This is a genomic window from Pantoea sp. X-Soil-YNGN-785, assembly GCF_059730585.1.
In genome coordinates, this window is sequence record NZ_AP035942.1 from 1,453,393 (window position 1) to 1,479,172 (window position 25,780).

27 protein-coding genes and 4 tRNA genes are annotated in these 25,780 nt (G+C 55.1%); 19 read left to right on the top strand and 12 right to left on the bottom strand.

Annotated features, from left to right (window positions below):
* Positions 1–17 precede the first annotated feature (17 nt).
* From rutD to rutA, 4 genes are read right to left on the bottom strand one after another with little or no spacing between them, the layout of a single operon-like run.
* The gene (rutD, locus tag AC6I8E_RS06680) at positions 18–827 is read right to left on the bottom strand and encodes a pyrimidine utilization protein D (protein WP_497824574.1); all 810 of its coding nucleotides are present in this window, start codon (positions 825–827) and stop codon (positions 18–20) included.
* Positions 827–1,222 carry a pyrimidine utilization protein C gene (gene rutC / locus AC6I8E_RS06685; RefSeq protein ID WP_013357374.1) on the bottom strand — a complete coding sequence of 132 codons (396 nt, stop codon included), beginning with the start codon at positions 1,220–1,222 and terminating at the stop codon, positions 827–829. The genes rutD and rutC overlap by 1 nt, the downstream gene beginning before the upstream one ends.
* 20 nt (positions 1,223–1,242) lie before the next feature.
* On the bottom strand, positions 1,243–1,956 hold the full coding sequence (gene rutB, locus AC6I8E_RS06690) for a pyrimidine utilization protein B (protein ID WP_033732201.1): 714 nt from the start codon (positions 1,954–1,956) through the stop codon (positions 1,243–1,245).
* A complete protein-coding gene (gene rutA / locus AC6I8E_RS06695; protein WP_135909439.1) occupies positions 1,956–3,047 on the bottom strand; it encodes a pyrimidine utilization protein A in 1,092 nt (363 codons plus the stop codon). The genes rutB and rutA overlap by 1 nt, the downstream gene beginning before the upstream one ends.
* Positions 3,048–3,353: 306 nt before the next feature.
* Between rutA and rutR the strand changes: the two genes are divergently transcribed.
* Together rutR and AC6I8E_RS06705 are read left to right on the top strand one after the other, a co-directional pair.
* Complete coding sequence (gene rutR, locus AC6I8E_RS06700; RefSeq protein WP_013357377.1) at positions 3,354–3,989, top strand: HTH-type transcriptional regulator RutR; 636 nt, start codon at positions 3,354–3,356, stop codon at positions 3,987–3,989.
* 38 nt (positions 3,990–4,027) lie between these two features.
* Complete coding sequence (locus tag AC6I8E_RS06705) at positions 4,028–5,002, top strand: metal-dependent hydrolase (RefSeq protein ID WP_497824575.1); 975 nt, start codon at positions 4,028–4,030, stop codon at positions 5,000–5,002.
* A 46-nt stretch (positions 5,003–5,048) separates the two neighbouring features.
* Here the strand turns inward: AC6I8E_RS06705 and cycA are convergent, their stop codons facing one another.
* Complete coding sequence (gene cycA, locus AC6I8E_RS06710; RefSeq protein ID WP_013357379.1) at positions 5,049–6,443, bottom strand: D-serine/D-alanine/glycine transporter; 1,395 nt, start codon at positions 6,441–6,443, stop codon at positions 5,049–5,051.
* 286 nt (positions 6,444–6,729) lie between these two features.
* Here cycA and AC6I8E_RS06715 point away from each other — a divergent pair, with 286 nt between their 5' ends.
* From AC6I8E_RS06715 to AC6I8E_RS06725, 3 genes are all read left to right on the top strand, one after another.
* Positions 6,730–7,425, top strand: coding sequence for an extensin-like domain-containing protein (locus AC6I8E_RS06715; protein WP_013357380.1), 696 nt, complete (start codon positions 6,730–6,732; stop codon positions 7,423–7,425).
* Between the two features lie 1,193 nt (positions 7,426–8,618).
* Positions 8,619–9,341 (top strand): autoinducer binding domain-containing protein, encoded by a 723-nt coding sequence (locus tag AC6I8E_RS06720; RefSeq protein ID WP_095707412.1) that lies wholly within the window; start codon positions 8,619–8,621, stop codon positions 9,339–9,341.
* Between the two features lie 122 nt (positions 9,342–9,463).
* Complete coding sequence (locus AC6I8E_RS06725; RefSeq protein WP_033782566.1) at positions 9,464–10,075, top strand: acyl-homoserine-lactone synthase; 612 nt, start codon at positions 9,464–9,466, stop codon at positions 10,073–10,075.
* A gap of 33 nt (positions 10,076–10,108) precedes the next feature.
* Here AC6I8E_RS06725 and AC6I8E_RS06730 read toward each other — a convergent pair whose 3' ends face one another.
* The gene (locus AC6I8E_RS06730; protein WP_003849983.1) at positions 10,109–10,333 is read right to left on the bottom strand and encodes a DUF2594 family protein; all 225 of its coding nucleotides are present in this window, start codon (positions 10,331–10,333) and stop codon (positions 10,109–10,111) included.
* A gap of 431 nt (positions 10,334–10,764) precedes the next feature.
* On the opposite strand from AC6I8E_RS06730, the gene uvrY reads away from it, so the two are divergent.
* The 6 genes from uvrY (at position 10,765) to AC6I8E_RS06760 (ending at position 14,306) form a co-directional block, all read left to right on the top strand.
* Entirely contained in the window at positions 10,765–11,424 is a 660-nt protein-coding gene (uvrY, locus tag AC6I8E_RS06735; RefSeq protein ID WP_013357383.1) for a UvrY/SirA/GacA family response regulator transcription factor, read from the top strand.
* Positions 11,417–13,249, top strand: coding sequence for an excinuclease ABC subunit UvrC (uvrC, locus tag AC6I8E_RS06740; RefSeq protein WP_418162297.1), 1,833 nt, complete (start codon positions 11,417–11,419; stop codon positions 13,247–13,249). The genes uvrY and uvrC overlap by 8 nt, the downstream gene beginning before the upstream one ends.
* 69 nt (positions 13,250–13,318) lie before the next feature.
* On the top strand, positions 13,319–13,867 hold the full coding sequence (gene pgsA / locus AC6I8E_RS06745; protein ID WP_013357385.1) for a CDP-diacylglycerol--glycerol-3-phosphate 3-phosphatidyltransferase: 549 nt from the start codon (positions 13,319–13,321) through the stop codon (positions 13,865–13,867).
* A gap of 152 nt (positions 13,868–14,019) precedes the next feature.
* Positions 14,020–14,095 (top strand) — tRNA-Gly (locus AC6I8E_RS06750).
* 40 nt (positions 14,096–14,135) lie between these two features.
* Positions 14,136–14,209 (top strand) — tRNA-Cys (locus tag AC6I8E_RS06755).
* Between the two features lie 10 nt (positions 14,210–14,219).
* A tRNA-Leu gene (locus AC6I8E_RS06760) sits at positions 14,220–14,306 on the top strand.
* A gap of 131 nt (positions 14,307–14,437) precedes the next feature.
* On the opposite strand, the gene AC6I8E_RS06765 is transcribed toward AC6I8E_RS06760, so the two are convergent.
* Positions 14,438–14,695 carry a hypothetical protein gene (locus AC6I8E_RS06765; protein ID WP_418162296.1) on the bottom strand — a complete coding sequence of 86 codons (258 nt, stop codon included), beginning with the start codon at positions 14,693–14,695 and terminating at the stop codon, positions 14,438–14,440.
* Between the two features lie 217 nt (positions 14,696–14,912).
* Between AC6I8E_RS06765 and AC6I8E_RS06770 the strand changes: the two genes are divergently transcribed.
* Both AC6I8E_RS06770 and AC6I8E_RS06775 read left to right on the top strand, forming a co-directional pair.
* A tRNA-Lys gene (locus tag AC6I8E_RS06770) sits at positions 14,913–14,985 on the top strand.
* 164 nt (positions 14,986–15,149) lie between these two features.
* Positions 15,150–15,995 (top strand): substrate-binding domain-containing protein, encoded by an 846-nt coding sequence (locus AC6I8E_RS06775; RefSeq protein ID WP_497824576.1) that lies wholly within the window; start codon positions 15,150–15,152, stop codon positions 15,993–15,995.
* Positions 15,996–16,027: 32 nt separating this feature from the next.
* On the opposite strand, the gene AC6I8E_RS06780 is transcribed toward AC6I8E_RS06775, so the two are convergent.
* Positions 16,028–16,201 (bottom strand): hypothetical protein, encoded by a 174-nt coding sequence (locus tag AC6I8E_RS06780; protein WP_497824577.1) that lies wholly within the window; start codon positions 16,199–16,201, stop codon positions 16,028–16,030.
* Positions 16,202–16,394: 193 nt separating this feature from the next.
* Between AC6I8E_RS06780 and AC6I8E_RS06785 the strand changes: the two genes are divergently transcribed.
* Complete coding sequence (locus AC6I8E_RS06785; protein ID WP_013357389.1) at positions 16,395–16,595, top strand: DUF6404 family protein; 201 nt, start codon at positions 16,395–16,397, stop codon at positions 16,593–16,595.
* Between the two features lie 35 nt (positions 16,596–16,630).
* Here AC6I8E_RS06785 and AC6I8E_RS06790 read toward each other — a convergent pair whose 3' ends face one another.
* The 4 genes from AC6I8E_RS06790 to AC6I8E_RS06805 all read right to left on the bottom strand — a co-directional run bounded on the left by AC6I8E_RS06790 (position 16,631) and on the right by AC6I8E_RS06805 (position 20,226).
* Positions 16,631–18,136: a SulP family inorganic anion transporter gene (locus AC6I8E_RS06790; protein ID WP_179291175.1), complete on the bottom strand. Its 1,506-nt coding sequence runs from the start codon at positions 18,134–18,136 to the stop codon at positions 16,631–16,633.
* A gap of 138 nt (positions 18,137–18,274) precedes the next feature.
* Positions 18,275–18,535, bottom strand: a complete 261-nt coding sequence (locus AC6I8E_RS06795; RefSeq protein WP_147788419.1) for a biofilm/acid-resistance regulator YmgB/AriR — start codon at positions 18,533–18,535, stop codon at positions 18,275–18,277.
* A 393-nt stretch (positions 18,536–18,928) separates the two neighbouring features.
* The gene (locus AC6I8E_RS06800) at positions 18,929–19,336 is read right to left on the bottom strand and encodes a DUF2000 domain-containing protein (RefSeq protein WP_201251591.1); all 408 of its coding nucleotides are present in this window, start codon (positions 19,334–19,336) and stop codon (positions 18,929–18,931) included.
* Between the two features lie 41 nt (positions 19,337–19,377).
* The gene (locus AC6I8E_RS06805; RefSeq protein WP_147788417.1) at positions 19,378–20,226 is read right to left on the bottom strand and encodes an AraC family transcriptional regulator; all 849 of its coding nucleotides are present in this window, start codon (positions 20,224–20,226) and stop codon (positions 19,378–19,380) included.
* Between the two features lie 145 nt (positions 20,227–20,371).
* Between AC6I8E_RS06805 and AC6I8E_RS06810 the strand changes: the two genes are divergently transcribed.
* The 5 genes from AC6I8E_RS06810 (at position 20,372) to AC6I8E_RS06830 (ending at position 25,617) form a co-directional block, all read left to right on the top strand.
* Positions 20,372–20,803, top strand: coding sequence for a MarR family winged helix-turn-helix transcriptional regulator (locus AC6I8E_RS06810; protein ID WP_013357394.1), 432 nt, complete (start codon positions 20,372–20,374; stop codon positions 20,801–20,803).
* Between the two features lie 2 nt (positions 20,804–20,805).
* A complete protein-coding gene (locus tag AC6I8E_RS06815) occupies positions 20,806–22,491 on the top strand; it encodes an MFS transporter (protein WP_013357395.1) in 1,686 nt (561 codons plus the stop codon).
* The gene (locus tag AC6I8E_RS06820) at positions 22,488–23,582 is read left to right on the top strand and encodes an HlyD family secretion protein (protein WP_013357396.1); all 1,095 of its coding nucleotides are present in this window, start codon (positions 22,488–22,490) and stop codon (positions 23,580–23,582) included. The genes AC6I8E_RS06815 and AC6I8E_RS06820 overlap by 4 nt, the downstream gene beginning before the upstream one ends.
* Positions 23,579–24,961 (top strand): efflux transporter outer membrane subunit, encoded by a 1,383-nt coding sequence (locus AC6I8E_RS06825; RefSeq protein WP_497824578.1) that lies wholly within the window; start codon positions 23,579–23,581, stop codon positions 24,959–24,961. The genes AC6I8E_RS06820 and AC6I8E_RS06825 overlap by 4 nt, the downstream gene beginning before the upstream one ends.
* Positions 24,962–25,230: 269 nt before the next feature.
* Positions 25,231–25,617 (top strand): hypothetical protein, encoded by a 387-nt coding sequence (locus tag AC6I8E_RS06830; RefSeq protein ID WP_033782581.1) that lies wholly within the window; start codon positions 25,231–25,233, stop codon positions 25,615–25,617.
* Positions 25,618–25,780 lie beyond the last annotated feature (163 nt).

Here is a 25,780-nt window from a genome sequence, read left to right on the forward strand (position 1 = left end):
TGTTCTCCACGAAAGGGTTATCCTGCGACGCGCTGCAGCGGCTGCACGTCATCCGTCTGATCCAGCCACTGCAGCAGCAGGGCATTAAATTTTTCGGGGTCGGTGACGCTCATGGCGTGGCCACCCCAGGCCATCATCTTTTCAGTGGCGTTCGGAAGCGCCCCGGCCAGCGCCACTGAGCAGCTCCATGGCACCAGCAGATCGTCCTGGCTGGCGATGACCAGCACCGGTTGTGGAATGGCGACAGCCCGTGCGCTGAAGTCAGCGCTCATCAGGGCGTGCAGTCGTCGCATCAGGTTTTCCATCCCCTGAAAATTCGTCACATGATGGCTATCTTCCTGCTCCAGCCGTATCTGATGCTCTGCCATCCATTCAGCAGGATAGAGAAACAGCGGCTGAGCACGGACGAAGGCCTCGACGCCGACATTGAGCAGCAGATCCTGCCGGACCTGAAAGCAGCGACGGGTATGCTGATGCAGCGTCAGCCAGCCGTTGATCACCACGATCCGTTCGATCCGATCCGGATAATCCAGCGCCAGCTGTATCCCCATCAGACCGCCCAGCGCGTGACCGATCAGGCTGAAGCGCAGGATGCCGTGTTGCGCCAGCGCGTCGGCCAGCTCTGCCGCCATCATCGCCATGCTGTAGCCTTCCGGTAAGCTGTCCGCGCTGCGACCGGTGCCGCGCTGGTCATAGAGCACGACCCGATAGCGTGCCGTCAGCGCCGCCAGCTGTGGCTGCCAGAAACCCGCCACGCCGCCCAGACCGGAAGAGAGCACCAGCGTCGGTGCCTCAGGATTCTGAAGACCCAGAATATCGAGCTGCATCAGACCTCCGGCTTGCCGATATGCGCCACGCTGGCGATTTCAATCAGCGCGTCAGGCTTGACCAGGCCGCACTGAATGCAGAAACGGGCGGGCTTTTCACCGGGGAAGTATTCGGCGTAAACCTGATTCACCGCGGCGTAATTCGACCAGTCGGTGATAAAGATCGAGTTAAATGTCACATCGGCCATCGTGCCACCGGCGGTCTCAATCACCTTTTTAATCGTTTCCAGCACGTGACGGGTCTGCGCGGCGGCATCACCGACATGGACCACATTGTTGTCGCCATCAAACGGCAGCGTACCCGAGACATAGACCACACCATCCGACAGCGTGCCAGGGACAAACGGGGCGATGGGTGTGGTGGTGCCTGGCGGCACAATAATACTTTTCGGCATAGCGACGTCCTCTTCGTGGATTAGCGGGCATTCAGGCTTTCGCAGAAGGTATCGACATCCGATACCCAGCCAAAAAAGGTTTCGATATTGAACAGCGCCGCCTGCTGAGCAAAGGGCGGGCCAGCCTGATAAGTGGCGTCTTCCAGCACCACGCCGAAGTACTCCAGAAAGAAGCCGTCACGCAGCGTCGATTCCACACAGACGTTGGTGGCGATCCCGGTGAAAATCAGATGACGGATCCCGCGACTGCGCAGCATGCTGTCGAGCGGGGTGTTATAGAAGCCGCTGTAACGCGATTTTGGCAGTACGATGTCACCGGCCTGTGGCACCAGCTCATCGACCAGCGCGTAATCCCAGCCGCCTTTCGACAGCAGCGAGCCCTGCAGTTCGGGCCGTTTACGCATGGTTTTCAGCGCATTCGATTTGTGGAAGTTGGGGGAACCGGCATCACCGGCTTCAACGTAGTCACTGTCCCAGCCATTCTGGAACCAGATGATCTGCACGCCGGCCGCACGCGCCGCCGTTACCGCCTGATGGATCTTTGCAATCACCGGTTTCGTCGCGGAAACATCGAAGCCCGCCAGGTCGAGGTAACCCCCTTCGGTGGCGTAGGCGTTCTGCATATCCACGACAATCAGCGCCGTCTGGCCTGGCGGAAAGGCGATCGGCTCAGGACGAGCAGGCAGTTCAACCTGTGGAACATCCGGCGTGTGGGCACAATAAACGGTATTCATCATGCCACCTCCTGCTGTGCGTCGAGCAGGGCGCTGCGACAGGCCATCAGCGGCTGAATGTGCTGACCGAAGTTCTCAATACCTTCCAGGAAATCATCAAAGGTCAGCAGCACGCCGTGCGTGCCTTCGACCTGCGCCACTTCATCCAGCATCCGCGCTACATTGGCGTACGAACCTACCAGGGTGCCCATATTGATATTGACGGCTGAGGTCGGATCCGCCATCTGACGCACATTGGTGTCGCTGCCTGATTTAGTGTCCTGCTGACTCTGGGTAGTGAGCCACGAGAGTGCCTCTTCATCCGCACCGGCTTTGTAGTGTTCCCACTTAGCCCGTGCCTCTTCATCTGTTTCGGCGGCAATGATCATAAACAGCACATAGGAGCCGACATCACGGCCCGCTTTTTCGGCGGCCTGCTTCATGCGAATTGAAGTCGAACTGAACGCAGCAGGCGTATTCACCCCTTTGCCGAAGCAGAAGTTGTAATCGGCGTGCTGAGCGGAGAAGGCCATACCGGCATCGCTCTGTCCGGCGCAGATCACCTTCATCGCACGCTGCGGCTGTGGGCTGACGCGGCAGTCATTCATCGTGAAGAACTCACCTTTGAAGTCCGATTTTCCGGTGCCCCACAGGTCGCGCAGCACGGTAACGTACTCGGTCAGATAAGAATAACGGCTGCCGAAGTACTCGTCGCCCGGCCACATTCCCATCTGCTCATATTCGGGTTTCTGCCAGCCGGTCACCAGATTAACGCCGAAACGACCGCCTGAAATGGAATCAATCGTGGATGCCATGCGCGCCACAATCGCCGGAGGCAGCGTCAGGGTGGCCGCGGTGGCGTAGATTTCGATGCGTGAGGTGACGGCCGCCAGGCCCGCCATCAGGGTGAATGACTCCAGGTTATGATCCCAGAACTCTGTTTTTCCGCCGAAGCCGCGCAGTTTGATCATCGAGAGCGCAAAGTCGAAGTGGTAATGCTCTGCTTTCAGCACGATGGCTTTGTTCAGTTCAAAGGTCGGCATGTACTGCGGCGCGTTGGACGAAATCAGCCAGCCATTGTTACCAATCGGAATAAAGACGCCTATCTTCATGTGAAACCTCGTTGTGATGGGGGAAAGGTGTTTCACGCGCTGCACTGCATCCTGCTACGTCCGTATAAGCTGCGCTCAGTCACAATTCTGCAAATGGTGTGCCACATTTTTTATTGTTATAAATAACAAACAGTTAAAATTAACCCAGAAGAGGCAAGTGGAGTAACTGGTCCATTTCGGACCATCTGGTCAAAATTCACTGCACATTTTGCATGCAGGCTGAGCAAAAAAGGTGCAGGGTGCGGATTGGGCAGCGACTCATCCCTTTGCTATGATGCGCTGACACCAGAAGGATGAGGTAAACGTGTGAATAGCGATGAAAAAAAGCCAACGCGTCGTTCGCGTGCGGTGGCAGCGAAGCGGGCTGCCATACTGGAAGCGGCGTTAACCTTCTTCTCACAGTTTGGTATTCACGGCACCAGCCTTGATAAGGTGGCCGAGCTGGCCGATGTCTCTAAAACCAACCTGCTCTACTATTTTCCCTCTAAAGAAGTGCTCTACGTGGCGGTGCTGAAACAGATTCTGGATGTCTGGCTGGCACCATTGCGCGCGCTGGCGCACGATCAGGATCCGCTGGTGGCCATCCGGCGTTACATCCGGCTAAAGCTGGAAGTGTCACGCGATCATCCTCAGGCTTCCCGGCTGTTCTGCCTGGAGATGCTGCAGGGCGCACCCTTGCTGAAAGGGGAACTGGCGGGCGATCTCAAGCAACTGGTGGATGACAAAGCGGCTATTATTGAACGCTGGATTGATGAAGGACGGCTGGCGGGCGTACAGCCACAGCACCTGATCTTTATGCTGTGGGCCACCACGCAACATTACGCCGACTTTGCCACCCAGGTTGAGGCCGTGACTGGTCAGACGCTCAGCGATCCGGCGTTTTTCGATCAGACCGTCGAAAACGTCCAGCGCATGATCATTGAAGGGATTCGCGTACGCTAATTCAGGACACATTCACAATTCGGTGACGGAGTGAATCAATGGATTCTGTTTCGCAGTTGGTGTTGGGTGCTTCGGTCAGCGTGGCGGTGATGGGACGTCGGGTGCCGATCTGGCAGGCTGTGCTGGTGGGTGGCGTCTGCGGCACCTTACCCGATCTGGATGTGTTTATTGACCATGGTGATGCGATACGCAACATGACGCTGCATCGCACGGAAACACATGCGCTGCTCTGGCTTACGCTGATCTCACCTCTGATGGCGTGGGGGATTGCAGAACTCTTTCGTCAGCGGGTGAAGTGGGCGGTGTGGTGGCCCGCGATCTGGCTGGCGCTGATTACCCATCCGCTGCTTGATTTAATGACGGTGTACGGCACCCAGCTTGGTCTGCCAGTCACCGATTATCCCTATGCCATTGGCAGTATTTATATCGTCGATCCCCTCTATACGCTGCCGTTGCTGATAGGGCTGGGTGTCGCGTTGTGGCGTCGTGGTGACAAAGGCATGCGTGGGAACCGGATCGGCCTGGCACTGAGTACGCTTTATCTGGTCTGGAGTGTGGTGATTCAGGGCGTCGCAGGCTGGCAGATTCGTGATTCGCTGACGGCGCAGGGCATTGCGGCCAATAAAGTTCTGGTGACGCCCACTGCCTTTAATACGCTGGTCTGGCGCAGTGTGATCATCACGCCGGATCGCTACGGCGAAGCCTACTGGTCGCTGTTGTCGCCCTCGCGTCCGCTGCATGTGGCGTGGTATCCGCGACATCCTGAACTGTTCGACGCCTTCCGGGGCAGCTGGTATGCAGAACGTGTCGCCTGGTTCAGCCACGGCTTCTACGCTTTGCGCGAGCAGGATGGGCAGACCACGATAGCCGACCTGCGCATGGGCGAAGGCGATAACTATACCTTCACCTTTGGCTTGGGCACGCCTCAGCAGCTCGATTCGCGGCCGCAGCGCTTACCTTATGAACGCCCCACGTTGTCCGCCATTTTCTCTGCGCTGGGTGAACGGCTGTAAAAAAAAGCCCGGTCAGGTGACCGGGCTTTTTACATGCCGTCAGCGATTAGCGGCTGCGGCGATGACGCAACGTCCAGCCCACACCCAACAGCGCAAACCAGAGTGGCGTGACCATCAGCGCCTGGCGTGTATCTTCCTGCAGCGTCAGCAGCACCAGCACAAACGCAAAGAATGCCATGCAGACCCAGCACATGAATTTGCCCAGTGGCATCTTAAAGGCCGATTTGGCATGGCGCTCAGGATGCTTTTTACGGTAAGCCAGATAGCTGCACAGAATGATGGTCCAGACGAACATAAACAGAATGGCTGAAACGGTAGTCACCAGCGTAAAGACCTTCATCACATCCGGGATCAGGTAGATCAACGCCACACCGAGCAGCAGACACAGGCAGGAGAAGAACAGGCCGGTAGTCGGGACCGCTCGGGCAGAGAGACGACCAAACGCACGGCTCGCGACGCCCTGCTGCGACAGGCCATAGAGCATACGGCTGGTGGAGAAGATGCCGCTGTTGGCTGAAGAGGCAGCAGAGGTCAGCACCACAAAGTTAACGATACTCGCCGCAGCAGGCAGGCCAATCAGCACGAACATCTCAACAAACGGGCTGCGGTCGGCCATGACCTGGGTCCACGGCGTCACCGCCATAATCACCATCAGCGCCAGCACATAAAACATAATGACGCGCAGCGGAATCGCGTTAATCGCGCGCGGTAAGACTTTATGTGGATCGTGGGTTTCAGCCGCTGCCGTTCCGACCAGTTCAATGCCGACAAAGGCAAACACCGCAATCTGGAATCCGGCAAAGAAGCCGCTGAGTCCTTTCGGGAACATTCCGCCGTGATCCCAGATGTTGCTCAGCGCCGCGGTGCCACCGCCGGGTGAAGGGTAGTGAATTGAGACCAGTACAATCCCGGTGACGATCAGCGCGACAATGGCGACGATTTTGATTATCGCGAACCAGAACTCCATCTCACCAAACAGCTTAACCGTGGCGATGTTCAGTGCCAGAAAAACCACCACGCAGAGCAGGGCGCTCATCCAGATCGAGAAGCCCGGAAACCAGAGCTGGAAATAGGCGCTGATGGCCACGACGTCAGCGATGCCGGTTACCACCCAGCAGAACCAGTAAGTCCAGCCCGTAAAATAGCCTGCCCACGGCCCAAGCAGATCCGCGGCAAAATCGCTGAAAGACTTGTACTCAAGGTTAGAGAGCAGCAACTCGCCCATGGCGCGCATCACGAAGAACAGCATAAAGCCGATGATCATATAGACGAAAATGATCGAGGGCCCGGCCAGACTGATGGTTTTACCGGAACCCATAAAGAGGCCGGTACCGATAGCACCCCCTATGGCGATCAGCTGAATATGGCGATTATGCAGGTTGCGCTGTAGCTTGTCGGGCGCGTCGTGGGCGCGTGCGGTTTCTTTAGATTGATCAACCATAGAATTGTCTTTCCTGTCTTGATGTTGTGTCAGCTCTGCTGGCTGTTAGTAAACGCGTCTGCCCAGAGGGCGAGTGGGCATAAGATAGAGGAAGAGGGCCGGAATCGGGTAACGCTTTTTTATCAATTGTGAAGCCTGACGCTCCGTAAGCCGTAATAACGGACGGTTTCGTTCAATCCTGCGTCAGTCTGGGTGATTATTCATCACGTTTTGTCAGACAGACGGCATGAAGCGGAATGTGCTTCTACACTTTTTAGTTATTAATCATTATGCTGCAAAGGGAATTATGCGTACGCTTATCCTGTTTCTGCTGTTAATTGCGCTGGGATGGGTCAGCTTACCCTGGCTTAAGCAGCATCTCCCGCCGCAGTTCAATCCCTTTACACCACTCTCCGTCACCGATCCCCCTGGCTGGATGACGCAGATAAAGATGAAAAGGCTGACCCAGGATCCCGACGCATGTCTGGCGGTGATGCGTCGTGCCCAACAGGCGGGCTGGGTGAGTTTCAGCGAGCGTCCGGCCGTCACAGGCAACTGTCCGATCGGCCATCCGCTGCGAATTCAGAAATTTGGCCCGGTCAGCCTCAGCAGCAGTTTTCTCGCCAGCTGTCCAATGGCGGTCGCCAGCACCATGTATGCCCTGCGCAGTCGGGACCAGATCGCCCGGGATATGCATAGTCCACTGGTACGAATTACTCATGTTGGCAGCTATGCCTGTCGTAATATTTATCACCGCGCAGAGGGGCGGCTCAGTGAGCATGCCACCGCCGATGCCTGGGATGTGACCGGCTTCCAGCTGGATGATGGCCAGCGGCTTGAGGTCAGTCGTCACTGGCAACAGCCAGAAGAGAAAGCGGCTATGCTGCACACGCTATGGCGGGGTGGCTGTGACGTATTCGGCAATGCGCTGGGGCCGGACTACAACGCCGCGCACGCCTCACATTTTCATCTGGGTATGCGTGGCGCCGGCTACTGCCGATAAATCATCAGGCAGGATCAATACCGTGTTTGATTAAGAATTAAACAGCCGGTAAGGGAAAAACCAATCCAGTTATCATTGCCAGCGCGGCCACACCTGACAATGAACCAGCAGCAAATCAGGAGGCTGATCAGGCAGCCTTTTTCAGGTCCATAAATTACAAAAGAAAAGTGCTCATCAATGCAGTCAGAATTAAAATTTCGTCGTCTCATCTGAACAGTGCCAGCAACGTCAGGATGAAATTAATTCACGATGCTGAAAAGTGAATTAAGAGAAATTAATTGCATCGATAAAGCATGCAGCATCAAATAACAATCGGGAATTTACCCGTTGCAATTTTTTTCAGTGATTTAGTTGCGTGACTATCGGTTAAGTGATTTTCATGACTAAAATAGAGTCAGGGTTGAGCGTATTGCTGCCATAACGTACTGTCAGCATAAATAGTGATCTAAGCCACGTATTGCGTTCAGGCAGAAGATAAATAAAGCTGATTTTTTAATGCACCGCTTTTGGTTCAGATTATTCGCAGTCTAAAAAACTGCTTAAAGGCTGAGCGGGTCCACTCGTCCACTCGTCCGCTAGTCGACGCAGTCGGGCAGGATTTTCGCAGAATATTGTTATTACTCAGCCCTTCGTTACGCCTGTCGGGCAGCAACGGCAAGAGGAGCAGAATCAGCATTGAGAGGTCGCAGGTACAGTCCGTGAACCCGTTAGCTTTTCCGGATTGTGAGGCGCGTGCTGCTGTGTAGGGGGACTCATCACAGGAATGCGGCATCGCCTGAAGAGCAGAGCTTATTTCCTGATAAAAAATATGTCAGCAGTTTTCCGCTGCCGCTTCGCTTATTGAGATGTAATTAACGCTTTGTTTACGCATTATTTACTCAATGTCTTGTAGACGATTTAATATTTCCAGCAGCCCTCCAGTAACTGAGATGAAATTCAATTCATCGGCAGGGATTGAATTTCTATCAGAAAAATCTTATTCTCCTGGGGTGATTGAAATTGCTGTGGCCGGCCTCACGTTACAGGGGCAGGGGCATTTTTTTACTCCGTCATAACGGTGAAGGACTTTATGCGCTGCAGAGGGTGAGGGATTCACCTCAACGATAAATTAATTTTCTGCTGTTAATTTAATTTATCCGATGAATCCGAATGAATAATACCGGAAGGGCGAGTGAAATTAACGCTGAGGCAATATGAGTACTGAAAACTATTTCGCCTGGCGAAGTGAGGTGAAAGAGAAATTTCAGGCATTAACGGCTTCTTTTGAGTTGAAGACGTTATTGCAACAGTTTACTGAATCACTGGGCTTCGATTATTTTGCCTTTTTGATTCAGCATCCGGTGCCATTTACCCGGCCGCGTATTCATTTACATAGCACTTATCCCAAATTATGGGTTAAACGTTATGAGAAGCAGAATTATTACGCTGTCGATCCGGTGCTTACATTGTGTCAGCGACCGGGAAGAGGGATGGCCTGGATTGAGGAACAGTTCACTGACGCCGGCAATCTTTGGCATGAGGCGAGAGAATATGGGCTGCAGAGCGGATTTTCTTGCTCCGCAATGGCACCAAATCGCGTCATTGGTATATTATCTATATCATCGCAACAGCCCATTTCTGTCCAGCTCCGCCATGCTGAGCTGGAGGTGAAACTACACCTTTTAGCGGAACTAAGCCTGGATACGCTGGAGCGCTTTAGCGATGATGCAATGATGGTACTAAAAAAAGCGTTTAGTCAGCGCGAGCTGGAAATTCTGAAATGGACAGCCGAAGGAAAAACGGCGGTCGAAATTTCACTTATTTTATCCATCTCTGAACATACCGTTAACTTTCACCAAAAAAATATGCAAAAGCGTTTCAATGTTTCCAATAAAACGCAGATTGCCTGCTACGCAGCGGCAATCGGACTGATTTGAACATAACACAACTGCTACATTTGGCAGTTCCTTTGTACAGGTCTGTTGTCTACCCTGCGCCGGGGCTTTGCCAGGCTGGCGCAAAGAAATCATTGCAAACATGGGGATGTCAGAGGCGCATGATGAAAATAGTGCAAACGCAATTAAAGGATATGCCATCCTCTTTGCTTGCCGAACTCGGCAGCTACCGTTATAGCGTTTTTGCGCGTGGCGAAGGGTGGTCAATCCCTCCGCGCCTGAGCACGCCAGGACAGGAGTATGATCGCTACGATCGATCAGATGTCACCTGGCTAATCGCATGGAATGCGCGTGAGGGCATTAGTGGCTGCGCGCGTCTGATGCCCTGGTTCGAACCTGAGCAGAGTGAAGGCATTGTGTTGCCTTTCAGCCATGAGAAAGTGTGGGAGATGTCGCGCTTCTCGGCACGGCTGGAAGTCGACGCGGAACTGCCGCTGAACATTCTCTGGCACGCGGTACAGCTGGCAGAGCTGAACGGCATGGAATACATCATCAGTTCGGCAACGCCGATGCTGGAGAAGATGTTTGAAGAGCATGGCGTGGTGTATGAGCCGCTGACGCCGGGACTCATTCTGTCAGAAGATAATCTGTTTGCGATCCGTATTCCGGTCGTTCAGCCCGCTCTGGCAGAGAAATATCGGGGAACACGTCGTTTCAGCCCGGAAGAGGTGCTGCCAACGCTGGGCGTGTCGGTTAACTGGCAGGCGCACAGTTAGCGTATTTGCCCCCGCTGCTGGGGGCAAAAAAGCTTACTGACGGTAGGCTGTTTTGATCTGTTTGATGGTATTGCTGAACACTTCCGCCTGAGGCTTATCGCCCAGCGTCTGCACATAGCGTTCCATGTTAATAATCACTTTTCCGGCATCAGCCTGTCCCATACCTTTCAGAATCAGGGTGATCATCATCTTCAGGCCTGCGATTTCATCCGCTAATTTCCGGGCTTCCTGGGAAGTTGCAAAATCTTCATCGCTCATGCGTTTCTCCTTGGTGAATGACAACGTGTCGGCAATTTGTCCGAACAGCAGTGCGTGAGTATATCACAGGGGCAGTAAGTTGCTGAGACGGGCGCTTCGCTTCGCCTTCAAAGGCTGGTTTGTCCAGTACAACTAATCAATCGCTGAAAGTAATCACAGGCTTCATCAACTCAGCCGTGGCGAGGATGTACGGCACTAAACCTTAAAGCGAGATGGTGTTAATCCACTGAAAATAATAACATTTATTTATTTTTTCGCGATCCGATCTTTTATCATCACCGCCGGTTAATCTCTTCCGGACGGGCCTGACAGCAATCATGTAATGCTTACACTGTTTTGCTTTGTTGATGTGCTTTTGAGGTAAAAGCGGGTATGATTGATGCCTGAAATCGTGAATTACTTCTTCTTTTTTAGCCTCTGGAGTTTCCCCGTTGATCAGTGTGCTTCTTGTTGATGACCATGAACTTGTCCGCGCGGGTATCCGTCGCATCCTGGAGGATGTGAAAGGTCTGGCCGTGGTCGGAGAGGTCAACTGTGGCGAGGATGCCGCCAGATGGTGCCGTGCCAATCAGGTTGATGTGATCCTCATGGATATGAACATGCCGGGGATCGGCGGACTGGAGGCGACGCGCAAAATCGTGCGATATAATCCTGATATCAAAATTATCATGCTGACCATTCACACGGAAAATCCGCTGCCTGCGAAGGTTATGCAGGCAGGTGCAGCAGGCTACCTCAGTAAAGGGGCTGCGCCACAGGAAGTGATTAATGCGATTCGCTCGGTAAATGCCGGTCAGCGCTACATCGCGTCAGACATTGCTCAACAGATGGCGCTGAGCCAGATTGAGCCGCAAAAAGCGGAATCGCCTTTCAGCTGTTTGTCGGAAAGGGAATTGCAGATTATGCTGATGATCACCCGGGGACAAAAGGTGACGGAAATTTCCGAGCAGTTAAATCTCAGTCCTAAAACCGTTAACAGTTACCGCTACCGGATGTTCAGTAAGCTGAATATCAGTGGCGACGTAGAGTTAACGCATCTGGCCATTCGACATGGCCTCTATAATGCGGAGCCGTTAATCAGTAGTGAATGACGTTTTTGATTCCAAAGCCTTTCTGAGTACGGTAACCAGCAAACCCGGTGTTTACCGCATGTATGACGCTTCAGGCACCGTCATCTATGTGGGCAAAGCCAAAGACCTGAAGAAGCGTCTCACCAGCTACTTCCGGACTCAGGTCGGCAGCCGCAAAACCGAAGCGCTGGTCAGCAATATCCAGCACATCGATGTCACCGTTACCCACACCGAAACCGAAGCGCTGCTGCTTGAGCATAACTACATTAAGCTCTATCAGCCGCGCTATAACGTACTGCTGCGCGACGATAAATCATATCCCTACATTTTTCTCAGCAGCGATACCCATCCGCGGCTGGCAATGCACCGTGGTGCAAAGCATGCCAAAGGCGAATACTTTGGCCCGTTCCCCAACGGCTATGCGGTGCGCGAGACGCTGGGCCTGCTGCAAAAAGTCTTTCCTGTCCGCCAGTGTGAAAACAGCGTCTACCGCAATCGCTCCCGGCCCTGTCTGCAATATCAGATCGGTCGCTGTCTTGGACCCTGTGTCGCGGGCCTGGTCAGTGAAGAGGAGTATGCGCAGCAGACGGATTACGTACGCCTGTTTTTAGCCGGTAAAGACGATCAGGTTCTCACTCAGCTGGTCAAACGTATGGAAGAGGCGAGCATTGGCCTGCGCTTCGAAGAAGCGGCACGACTGCGCGATCAGATTCAGGCTGTGCGCCGTATCACCGAAAAGCAGTTTGTCTCCAATCAGGGTGATGACCTGGATGTGATGGGGGTGGCATATGAAGCAGGCATGGCCTGTCTTCACGTGCTGTTTATCCGTCAGGGCAAAGTGTTGGGCAGCCGCAGCTATTTCCCGAAAGTGCCGGTGGATACCGACCTGGCCGAAGTGGTTCAGACCTTTGTCGGGCAGTTCTATCTGCAGGGCAGCGAGGCACGCACGCTGCCGGGTGATATTCTGCTGGACTTTACCCTGCCGGAGCGTGAGCTGCTGGCGGAGTCGCTCAGTGCACTGGCAGGACGCCGGGTGAATATCCAGAGCAAGCCGCGCGGCGATCGCGCCCGTTATCTTAAGCTGGCGCGCACTAACGCCGCGACGGCATTAACCACACGTCTGTCGCAGCACTCCACGATTCATCAGCGGCTGATGGCCCTGGCAGAGTTTCTTGAGCTCGACCGGATCACGCGCATGGAGTGTTTCGATATCAGCCACACCATGGGTGAGCAGACCATCGCCTCCTGTGTGGTGTTCGACCAGAATGGTCCGCTGCGTGCTGACTATCGTCGCTATAACATCACCGGCATTACGCCGGGCGATGATTATGCTGCCATGAATCAGGTGTTACGACGCCGGTATGGTAAAGCGATTGAAGAAGATAAAATCCCGGATGTGATTCTGATCGATGGCGGTAAAGGCCAGCTCTCTCAGGCGAAGCAGGTTTTCGCGGAGCTGGATGTGCCCTGGGACAAAAAACGGCCCATTTTACTCGGTGTCGCCAAAGGCAGCGACCGTAAAGCCGGATTGGAAACGCTGTTCTTTGAGGCGGAAGGTGAGGGTGTTTCGCTGCCACCGGATGCGCCAGCACTGCATGTAATTCAGCACATTCGTGATGACGCTCACAATCATGCCATTTCAGGTCATCGTAAAAAACGAGCCAAAGTAAAGAACACCAGCGCACTGGAAAGCATCGAAGGCGTAGGGCCGAAACGGCGTCAGCAACTGCTTAAGTACATGGGGGGCCTGCAGCCGCTGATGAATGCGTCAGTGGAGGAGATCGCCAATGTACCTGGCATCTCACACGCGCTGGCAGAAAAAATATACTACTCGTTGAAACACTAGCATTGAAACAGGGGGGGCAATGTAGGAACATAGGCTAAATTTTACCTATATCCAGACAGTTACCGGCATATGCAATTAAACATCCCGACGTGTCTCACCCTGTTTCGAGTCGTGCTCATTCCGTTCTTTGTGCTGGCTTTCTATCTGCCGTTCACCTGGGCGCCGCTGGCTACCGCACTGATTTTCGTTTTTGCTGCCATCACCGACTGGTTTGATGGCTTTCTGGCGCGCCGCTGGAAGCAGACGACGCGCTTTGGTGCGTTTCTCGATCCGGTAGCGGATAAAGTGATGGTGGCGATTGCGCTGGTGCTGGTGGCGGAATATTTCCACGCCTGGTGGATTACGCTGCCTGCAGCCACTATGATTGCCCGCGAGATCATTATCTCTGCACTGCGTGAATGGATGGCGGAGATTGGCAAACGCAGCAGCGTGTCGGTTTCCTGGATTGGTAAAGTGAAAACCACCGCTCAGATGTTCTCCCTGTTTGCCTTACTGTGGCGTCCTGATGCTACCGTTGTGGCGGTTGGCGTAGTCGCGTTATACATTGCTGCAGTGCTGACTTTCTGGTCTATGTTCCAGTATTTAAGCGCTGCGCGCGGCGATCTGCTCGAACCGTGATCGATACGATTTAAAAAGCAGCAAACGGACACGCTGTGAGGATAATTTTATTGACTCATTGCGTCATCTAAGTAGAATGCAACGCATCGAACGGCAGCCAGGCTGCCAGAAGATAAATAAAATCAGCAGGTTCGACGAAATTGCTGAAAATTGCGGGAATAGCTCAGTTGGTAGAGCACGACCTTGCCAAGGTCGGGGTCGCGAGTTCGAGTCTCGTTTCCCGCTCCAGATTCGCAGGTCAGGTTAGCCTGACGGCACATCAGTTTAAGGCGCGTTGGCAGAGTGGCTATGCAGCGGATTGCAAATCCGTGTACCTCGGTTCGACTCCGGGACGCGCCTCCAGTTACACCCTGCCCGGGTGGTGAAATCGGTAGACACAAGGGATTTAAAATCCCTCGGCTGTAAGGCTGTGCGGGTTCAAGTCCCGCCCCGGGCACCATATTTCTGCCGCAGAAAAAGAATAAAACAAAGTAATATGCAGTAATGTCGTAACCGCCCAAGGGCGGTTTTTTTGTGTCTGTTATCTGGCGCGACGGTGACGAAACATCCGACTGGTAGTATCAGCCGCCGTCAGCCGCGGGAGCTGAACACCAGCTCATCAGCTGTATCACTTACCAGCACCATTTTTTGCGCCTCTCCACTGGATGAAACAAAGGTCACTTCATGCCCGATGCTGATAGCATCGAATGCATCTGTTGGCTGCGACTGCTTCTGAATCTCCAGAACCATCCGCGAGGCAAAGGGTTTGTCATTGACCTTATCCAGACGATAGTTGGCGGTAAAACTCAGTTCGGGCTGATCAACCACGTAGAATTGTCCTGAAGGCATAGTCTTGACCTCTATATAAGTTTGGCCATACGTCCCGGGCGGGACAGGCTGCCTGAAATTTAAGGTTAGCGGAATAATCAATGTCTGCAGGTGCCCGCGCCTGGTTTATGGGTTTAAGCAGCGATTGCTGAATAAACACGCCGCTTGCGCTTGTCAGTTCTGAAAGGAGCACTAACCTTGTCTACAGTCTACACAGTGTGCTTTCCAGGCAAACTTTTCGGGCATGGTATAAAGGTATTACTGCAACTCTTAATGGGTTGACGATGCGGGTTCAATTCCTGCTGCCCGGTCCTTCTCTCGCCTCTTCTTAACGCCTGCTGCTCTGCCACCGCAAACTCAGTTACATCTGATTTCACTCATTTTTGCGGCCCACATCGAACTCTGTAACCTGTTGAAACACCCTGGCTTATCGTAAAGTGGAGGATTGTTTGCCGTCTCAGAGAAGCTAACGCCAATGAATACACCGTCTATTCCTGACTTAACGGAACCGGCTTTACCCCCGATTATCGGCGTTGTCGCCAGCCAGCTGCGCAATCCCTCTCAACAGAAAATACTGGATGAGGTCACGCGCCAGCTCAATGCGCGCGGGGTTATCACGGTGCTGCTGAATGCCGAAACTGACGTGGCACTGACAGCTCTCATCCAGCAGGCGACGCCCCTTGCGCTGCGGGGTCTGCTGCTGTTGCCCGGAAACAAGGCCATCAGTGCCTGTAATCTGCCGGTGCTGGAGATTGACGCAGAGCCTGAATGGCAGGCGGATGCGCTGCGGGCGGGCGAAGTGACAGCAGCGTTACTGCTCGCACAGGGGCATCAGCGGTTTGGCTTTTTGCAGATCCAGCCCGGTGACGTGGCGCAGAAGCAGAGCTACTGCACCACATTACAGGCGGCAGGCATGACGCTGGATGCAGAACTCACTGCTGCCGCTGACGACCGTGACGGCGCTTATCAGGCGATGATGCAGTATCTGAAAAAGACCCGTGCCGCTGAGCGCATTCAGGCACTTTTCTGTGAAAGCGATCTGCTGGCGTTTGGTGCGATACAGGCAGTACGCGATTTTGGTCAGGGTACGCATCTGGCGGTGGCAGGGTTTGGTGACACTGAGGAAGCCCGCAGTCCGACCTGGCATCTTACCAGCTGGTCACCGGACGTCAGACAAATCATCGGCCGCGCATTAGATCGCTGGCTGGGTCAGCAGGCAGAAAACAGCGATGAAGAGGGGCAATTACAGCAGCGTCACTCTCATTCTGGCAAAGTCATTCCGGGTGAGATGTCAGCCTGCGGCTGCGCCTTTCGGCACTAGCCAGCCTGCGAGACAGGCTGGCCTGAAATACATTATCCCTGCGGTTGTCCTGCCGGACCGACACCACCCGGTGTGCCAACCGGCTGCTGTCCGCCTGGCGGTGGCGGTGGCGGTGGTGGGGCATCTCTGCCCGGCGGTGGCGGTGCACAGGCGGTGAGGGTAGCAAGAATAGCCAGCGTCGATAACAGATAAGCCGTACGTTTCATCGTAATTCCCTGATCAGGTAAGCGGAACGTAAAGTATAGAGAATCGACAAAAAATCGCGCAGTCAGCGTCGGGCGTCCGCTGCATAACGTAAATTAATGGCGATTATTTGAGACGCCTCTCAACTCCTGCAAGCCGGGAATGCGTTGCGGGCATGAGCACGCTAAGGTAGCGCTTCATTTAAGAGGAGTCGTTATGAATGGCATGATGAAGTTCGTCCGCGGCTGGCTGGTATTCTCTGTTCTGTGGGGCGTATTCATGTGGTTTATGTCATGGCAGCAGCAGGGCAAGGAGCCTGGTCTGGCGGTTCTGACAAGTCTCTACGCCGGTTTAATCTATCAGGCGCTGATTACGATGGTGGGCCGTTACCGGGCGCGCCGACAACAGGCTGAGTAAATTCTGCTGCCGGAGAGGCAGCAGAACGCACCCTCTTAGCCGAAATTACCGGTCAGGCGCTGATGGAAATCAGTACTGCGTGGATCCAGCCCCTCAATGGTCACCTCTGCACCATAACGCTGATAGCGATACTCAATGCCATCCAGTGCCGCGACGCTGGATGCATCCCAGATTTGTGCGTGGGTTAAATCGATCGTCACTTTTTTCGGGTCATGGGCATAATCGAAATGCTCAAACAGATCGTTGCTGCTGGCAAAGAACAGCGGACCACGCACCACATAGCGCACTGAGCTGCCATCGTCGCTCAGCTGGCGTTCCGCATGGATAACGTGCGCAATACGACGGGCAAACAGCAGCATCGCGAGGATCACCCCAGCCAGCACGCCCAGCGCCAGATTACCTGTCCAGACCGTCACAGCCACCGTCAGCACCATAATCAGCGTTTCTGACCACGGCATACGTTTCAGGGTGGCGGGCTGCAGGCTATGCCAGTTAACGGTTTTCACCGCCACCACCATCATGATCCCGGCCAGCACCACCATCGGGATTTGCGCCATAATCCGGCTGAGTCCGGTCACCAGCAACAGCAGCACCAGACCGGCGGCCAGGGTGGAGACACGGCTGCGCGCCCGGCCCAGCTCAACGTTAACAATCGTCTGACCTATCATCGCGCACCCGGCGATGCCGCCATAAAAACCGGCAAAAATATTTGCGACCCCAAGGCCCCAGGCTTCACGTCGCTTACTGGAAGGCGTATCGGTCAGGTCATCAACCAGTTTGGCGGTCAGCAGTGACTCCATCAGCCCGACAAAGGCAATGCTGAGTGCGGTGGGCCAGATAATCTGCAGGGTCTGCAGGTTAAGCGGCACCAGCAGACTGTTAAAACCGGGCAGGCCAGGACTCATTGGCCCTTCATCGCCCACGTTCGGCATGCGATAACCCATTAACAGTGCGACCGCAGTCACCACCACAATGGCGACCAGAGGTGAAGGAACACTCTTTAGCAGGCGCGGCAACAACAGCACGATAGCCAGGGTGACGGCAAAGAAGATCCACACCAGGGATGACTGACCCCAGACGTGCGGCACCTGAGCAAAGAAAATCAGCACGCCAAGGGCATTCACAAATCCCAGCATGACCGAGCGGGGGATATAGCGCATCATGCGCGCCAGACCAGCCACACCAAACAGAATCTGAATCACACCGCCCATCACGACCGCAGGCAGAATATATTCAACACCGTGCAGATGGACCATCGGCCCGATCACCAGCGCCACGGAACCAGCCGCTGCCGTGACCATTGCCGGACGACCGCCCAGTATCGATAGCGTCAGGCAGAGTACCACCGAGGCGACCAGACTGACTTTCGGATCGACACCGGCAATAACGGAAAAAGAGATCACTTCAGGGATCAGCGCCAGCGCGGTAATCACACCGGCCAGGCATTCACGGGTCAGCAGCGCAGGCGAACGCAGAACGCGCCCCACACTGATATCGCCCGCCACAACGTCGGTTGCGGCAACATCATTGGTCTGAGTCATAAAGTTTTGCAGGCTCTTTAGTTGTTTTGCTCCCGCGCGAGGGGCGGGAAAATCAGGATAATGGTGAGGGGCAGATAGTACCGGGCGACTGGCGAAGATGCCAGAAAAAGGCGGGTGACTCCCTCCGTGGAGTCGCGATTACAGTGAAAAATCGTCCGGGGTTTTATGGACCACCAGGTCAAGCAACTGCCGGTAGATGTCCAGCATCTCCCTCTCGCTTTCCAGTTCCAGCCGGTGAATAAGCTTTGAGATAATGGCTTTATTATTCACTGGCATGCCTGATTGCAGGATTTCTGCAACAAGGATACCCAGCATTTCCATCTCGCTGGCTGGCTTATTGGCGGCAGGATTAAAGTAATCAGCAATTTCCTGATTGGTCCGGGGAAGAATATATTGCATGTGTAAGCCCTTCAGAACAGCCCGATTCCGGTTCGGATGTCAGGACAAAATCGATCAAAAAACCATCACATGGACAGATGCGATGGTGCCAGCTGCAAAAACTGAGCAGATAAAAAAATAACCTCTGAAGGTGGAAATCCACTGACACCTTCAGAGGCGACGCAAGTGCATCATTCGTTACAGAGTCGCATGACAACTCATGGCAGTAAACTTATACAATGAAGGGCAATCTGTACAATCGGATCCTTTGGCAAAACGTGCTATTAATCACTTATCAGCAGCTTAAAAGGATTAATCCGAACCCAAATCTGTACAAATAACCTATACAAACGATGGGTTCGGCTGATGAAACGCAGGAGCAAGGGAAGTTTCAGCCTGCTTCCCGCTGAAAAACTAACTGAAAAGCGGCAGTTTTGCCGTCAGTTTGCGCAGCGCTTTCTTATCGCCGACGATAGCCAGCCCCAGCAGACGCCACTGCTGACGGGGTTGTTGCCGCAGTACGTCACCCAGCGCCTGATAATCGGTGGTACTCTGGCCTGCTTCCGGAAACAGCACCAGATCGTACTCTGCCTGTTCGCACTGTTCCCGCAAAACATCCAGCTCCTGGCCGGAGGCAGCCAGCACCGGAATGCCGGTAGTAATCAAACCGGGTGAGGGGTAGTTCTCTGCATCCTCCAGCGCGTCACCAACCAATGTCGGATGGCGCTGTCCCAGGGTTAAGGCGATCACGGCGGCGGCGTTGGTCGCTTTGCCTGGCGGCAGAGCGGCATTAAGTATCATCACACATCGTTTGTCCTGCATTGCGCTTCTCCTGACGAAAAAAACGCATTGTGGCAAGTGACTCAGCCTGGGTCTGGAAGATTTGTGCAGGCGTGCTGATAACGGGCGGGGGAGAGCTGGCAGGCGCGCTTAAACCAGCGGCCCAGATGACTCTGATCGGCGAAACCCAGCGCAGCGGCCACATCGGCGACAGGCTGGCCCTGCGCCAGCAGGCGTCGTGCCTGGCTCAGTCGCCACTGCACCAGCCAGGCGTGGGGCGGCAAACCCCAGTGCGTCTGAAACAGGCGCGACAGCCGGAAGCGATCTGTCTGAAGATGCTGTGCCATCTGTGCCAGACCGGGATTATCCGCATGATGGGCAATCAGCCAGTCACGCGCCTGCAGCGCCAGCCGGGCATCTCTGTCTGTGTGCTGCGCGGGCAGGGACCACTGCTGGTGCGGGGTGAGCTGACTCAGCATCCTGTCCATCGCTGCCTCTTTGATGATGGCAGGATGGTTGTGCCACAGCGCATCAAATGCATGCCAGACGGCATACGCCAGCGGGCGGTCATCGCGCAGCGTGGCGGCAAACCGCAGCTCACGCGGTGAGGGCGCATCAGCCTGCTCAGGGGCGCGGTGGCGGGCAATCTGCTGTGGCGAAAGATAGAGCATCCGATAGGTAAAACCGCTGTCGTTGATGGCATCACCATCATGCAGCTCCTCCGGCTCAAGCATAAAGACCGTTCCGGGACGACTCTGATGCTGTTTGCGTCGCGAATGAAACTGCTGTACACCTTGCTCGGTCACGCCAATCAGGTAACTGTCGTGCCAGTGCGGGTCATAGGCGTGGCCGGTAAAATGGGCGCGCAGGGCCTCGATACCACTCACGGCGTCGCGACGCAGATCGACCCAGTTTGCTGATGCCTGTTTCATGTTATCCGGCTCCCGGTTACGGCCTCTGGACATTCTGACGTGATCCACTAATTTTTAACAGACCGGACGCTTTTCAATCGTGTTTCGCTTTGCGTATAATAACGCTTCCACTCAATTAGATATCTTACTATTAGGCTGCTAACATTTGTCTCAGCATACCCGTACCTTTACCCATTTACTGCATCTGACCGCCCATGCCTGGCGGCTGGCGGTGGATCGCCACCTCAAAGATAGCGGCTTAAGCATGAGCAGCTGGATGGCCATCGGGCTGATTGCCAGTGAACCGCAACGCATGACTCAGACCGAACTGGCGCAGCTGCTGGGACTGGAAGATGCCAGCATGGTGCCGCTGGTGGATCGGCTGGTCAAACAGTCACTGCTGACGCGGGTACAGCCGCCGGAAGATCGCCGCAAACGTCACCTGGTGCTGACAGAAAAGGGCAACGAAGCGTTTGCTAAAGTGAAAACCGAAGCTGATGCACTCCGTACTGAAATGCTGGCCGATATCGATCCGCAGGATCTGGCCGTCACCGAGCGCGTACTGCAACAACTGCTGAGCCGCATGGGAAGTATGTAGCAGTGGCAAAGCGAAATCCCTACGCTGCACGCGAGTGGTTGCCGCATGAAAAACCGATGCTGCCGGGTTCGCCCTCGACCCCGCTGCATCCGATGCCAAAACGTCTGGCGTTTGGCCTGATCGGCTTACTGATCTCGCTGACTGGTGCGCTGAGTAATGCGCTGGTCACGGCGAACCTGGTTAATCTGCAGGGCACCTTTGGGGCCTGGTCGAACGAGATTGCCTGGCTGCCTGCGGTCTACGTGATGGGCAATATCTCCATTAACCTGCTGCTGGTGAAGTTCCGTCAGCAGTTTGGCCTGCGTGTCTTTACTGAAGCGTTTCTGGTGCTCTATGTGCTGGTGGCGTTCTTTCATCTGTTCGCCAACGATTTAAGCTCTGCGATCGTTGTGCGCACGGCCCACGGCATGGTAGCTGCAGCACTCAGCTCGCTGGGTATCTACTATCAGGTACAGGCCTGGCCTGCGAAACACAGGCTGAAAGCGCTGGTGATAGGGCTGACGGCCTCGCAGCTGGCTATCCCGCTGGCCCGCTTATTCTCGTCGGAATTACTGCAGCTTAATGAGTGGCGCGGTCTCTATCTGTTTGAACTCGGTCTGGCGCTGATTGCGCTCGGTGGAGTCCTGCTGGTGAAACTGCCTCCGGGCGATCGCATCAAAACGTTTGAGAAGATGGACTTCGTCACCTTTATCCTGCTGGCGCCCGGCATGGCGCTGTTGTGCGGTGTACTGACGCTGGGCCGTATTGAGTGGTGGTTTACCACGCCCTGGCTCGGTATCTGTACCGCGATTGCCCTGACGCTGATTGTCGCGGCCATGGTCATTGAACATAACCGGCGCAACCCGCTGATTAATACTCGCTGGCTCAGCAGCGGCATGATGGTGCGGCTGGGCATTGTGATGATCATGATCCGTATTGTGCTGGCGGAACAGAACACCGGTGCGGTTGGCTTTCTGCAGCAGATCGGCCTGCAGAACGATCAGATGCGCGGTCTGGCGCTGGCGATCATGGCCGGGGTTGTTGTGGGCATCGCTGCCAGTGCGCTGACCATCAAGCCCGCGCATCTTAACTGGCCGATTGTCGCCTCGCTGGTGGTGATGATTATCGCCTCGCTGATGGATGCGCAATCCAGTCCGCTGACCCGTGGCCCCGAGATGTATTTCAGCCAGTTTCTGCTGGGCTTCAGCAGCGCATTTTTCATGGCACCCGCCATGCTGATGGGCATTGGCAGCGTGGTCACGCAGCCGAAAAATCTGGTGAGCTTTGTGGTGCTGTTTGGCATGAGCCAGAATCTGGGCGGGTTGATCGGCTCGGCGATTCTGGGAACGTTTCAGGTCTGGCGGGAAAAATATCACTCCAGCCTGCTGGGCGATCAGCTCTCACTGCTCGATCCCAACGTTACCGAGCGGCTCAGCCAGTACAACGCGCTGTTTAATTCGCTGGTGGGTGACGACGTTCTGCGCGGTGCGCAGAGCACCAGCCAGTTACAGACGGTTGCCACGCTGCAGGCCAACGTGCTCGCTTATAACGACACCTACCTGTTAACTGCCGCGCTTGCCCTGGTCACGCTGATGTGGGTGATCTGGCGTTTAACCCGACGTCGCTATCTTGACTGGCGTCAGGCGCAATTTAACCTGCGTGAGCAGCAACAGCTGGCCGCGTTACAGGAATCAACGGAGAAACAATGAGTCATCAGGATGATCTTCAGGCGGCGGAACGCGAGCGCGCCAATCGCCGCCGTATTCTTTCTATTGCCGCAGGCAGCGGCATTGTGGTGATTGGCGTACTGGTTATTCTCTACGCCTGGCAACTCTGGCCCTTCACCAGCGCCATACAAAGTACCGAAAACGCCTATGTGCGCGGTCAGGTAACCTTTATCAGTCCGCAGGTTAATGGCTATCTCACTTCGGTAGAGGTGATTGACCTGCAGCCGGTGAAAAAAGGGCAGCTGCTGATGACGATTGACGACCGTATCTATCGCCAGCGGGTGCATCAGGCGCAGGCGCAGCTGGCGATGAAGCAGGCGGCACTTAACAATAATCTGCAGCAGCGGCGCAGCGCAGAAGCGACGATTCAGAGCAATAAAGCGGCGCTGGAGAATGCCAAAGCCCAGGCGCTGAAAAGCGGCTTTGATCTGAAGCGCGTTGAAAATCTTACGGCGGATGGATCGCTGTCGGTGCGTGAGCGTGACGCCGCCCGCGCTGCAAATGCCCAGGCCCAGGCGCAGGTGCGTCAGGCGGCGGCGCAGATCGCTGTCGCCGAACAGAATCTGCAAACCGTCATCGTTAACCGCGACGCGCTGGAAGGCGATGTCGACAGCGCCCGCGCTGCGCTGGAGCTGGCAGAGATCGATCTGGCGAATACCCGGATTACTGCGCCCGACGATGGCCAGCTTGGTCAGCTGTCGGTTCGCACCGGTGCTTATGTCACGGCCGGTACGCGCCTGACCTCGGTGGTACCCAATCACAAATGGATCATCGCGAACCTGAAAGAGACCCAGTTGGCCAATATTCGGCCCGGCCTGCCGGTGACTATTCGGGTCGATGCGCTGGATGGCAAACGCTTTAACGGGCAGGTGGAATTTATCTCGCCGGCCGCAGGCTCGGAGTTCAGCGCCATTTCGCCTGATAACGCTACCGGCAACTTCGTTAAAATCGCACAGCGTATTCCGGTTCGCATCCGCATCAACGATCAGGATATGCATCAGTTGCGTCCGGGTATGTCGGTCGAAGTAAATATCGACACCGCCGCCCAGCCCGCTGCTGAGGGCGCACCATGAGGGTTCGTTTACTGATCGGTGTGATGGCGCTGCTGCTGACAGGCTGTGCCACCCAGGTTGAAAAGGCACCGTCCTCTCTGCCGATCCCCGACGCGTGGCGTAATAGTGTCGGTCCTTCTGCCGCACCGGAGGCGGCGTGGTGGCGCGCGTTTCATGATGAATATCTCAACCGGCTGGTGACCCAGGCGCTACGCAATAATCCCGATATTCTCACGGCACGATCCCGGGTCGATCAGTATCGCGCACAGCTGCGCGCCACGCAGGGCGATAACTTTCCGACGCTGAGCGCCGGGGTGGCTGCGACCCGCGGGCGCACGCTCTCTTCAGTGACGGGCCAGCCGTATGAAACCGATGTTTTCCAGGGCTTACTACAGGCGAACTATGAGGTCGATCTCTGGGGAGCGCGCAGCAGTAGCATTTCGGCGGCACAGGCGACCTTAGCGGCGCAGCAGGCTGCCGCGTCTGCCGCCGAGCTGACCATCGCCAGTTCGGTGGCGTCAGGATATCTCAACCTCTGCGCGCTGGATGAACAGCTGCGGGTGACGGAGGCGACACTGGCGACCCGCAACAACTCCCTGAAGCTGGCACAGCGTCAGTTTGAAACCGGCTACACCTCCAGACTGGAGTGGATGCAGGCGGCCTCGGAATATCAGTCAGCCAGAGCGCAGATGCCGCAGCTGCAGCATCAAATCACCCAGCAGGAAAATGCGCTGAGCATTCTGGTGGGCATGAATCCGCGCAGCATCGCCCGTCATCAGCAGTTCGACCAGATCTTACCGCAGCAGATGCCGTCACTGTTACCCTCAGAGCTGCTCAATCGCCGTCCGGACATTGTGCAGGCACAGCGTCAGTTACTGGCCGCAGATGCGAGCCTGGCATCGTCGCGGGCGAAGCTGTTGCCAGGGCTGAATCTCACCGCCACCGGCACCCTGCAGAGTTCGGTGCTGCATCAGCTGGCGGATGACCCGTTCCGGCTGTGGAGCGTCGGCGGCAGCATTCTGGCGCCGCTGCTGAACCGTGAAGCGCTGACGGCGCAGGTGGATGTCTCCATGGCGACGCGCAATCAGGCACTTTATGGCTATGAAAAAGTGGTACGCAACGCCTTCTCGGAAGTCAGCGATGCCATTGATGCCATCAGACGGGGTGAGGAACAGCTCCAGGAGCTGCAAAAGCAGGAAGCCTATGTAACGGAGGCGCTGCGCATTGCCCGCAACCGCTATCAGAACGGTTACGCTTCTTATCTGGATGAACTGGATGCGCAGCGAACCCTGTTCTCAACTCAGCTCAATCGGGTGACAGTCAAAAATAACCTGCTGCTGGCGCAGATTGACCTCTACCGCGCGCTGGGCGGTGGCTGGACACCGGCCTCCACACCGTAACTGCCTGATCCGATCCAGCCGCAGCCAGAGTTTCTGCGGCCAGGAACGGCCTCTGCGCTGTGGCTATGACTGCGCATCTTACCCCGCTTTAATCCCCCAAATAACCACTAAAAACCCATGCATACTTCTGCTTACCTGTCTTTACATTCGATGGTATCATGCGCGGGTTTTAAGCCAGCCAGACGGAAAAGCGCACGAAAAGTTCAGGCTGCGCACGGCAAGTTATTCACATAAATGTTTGATATAAATAACAAAAGAAGGGATTCATCATGAATAAAAATACATTTTTTACATTAGTCGTCGCTGCTGTGTTATTAACCGGCTGCGCGCGTACGGCACCGATTCATAACGTGAATCAGACCCTGACTCAGCGCTACACCGATAACCAGATGAAACTGGCGATCATTGAAGCGGGCATTGGCCGTAAATGGGTGATGACGCCTGTTTCTCCTGGCGTGATCAATGGCCGTCTGGCCCAGCGTGATTTCGTGGCGACCATTCGCATTACCTATACCAGCCAGAACTACCGCATCGATTATGTCAGCAGTGAAAACCTGAAAGCGGGACAGGGTGAGATCCACAATAACTACAACCGCTGGATTGCCAATCTCGATCAGGATATTCAGTTACGACTCTCGGCCATGGCCGCTCAGTAATGCGTGCGCTGTCGCAATGATTTGCTAACAGACGATCGGAGCATAAAGATCGCCGGCATCCGGCCGACAAATCAGATGAGCTGCTATTGCTGAACCACCAAATAAACCTCTACCGTGAATCCCCGATGCGGGATCGGCAGAAGATTTCCGGTACGCACTTTTT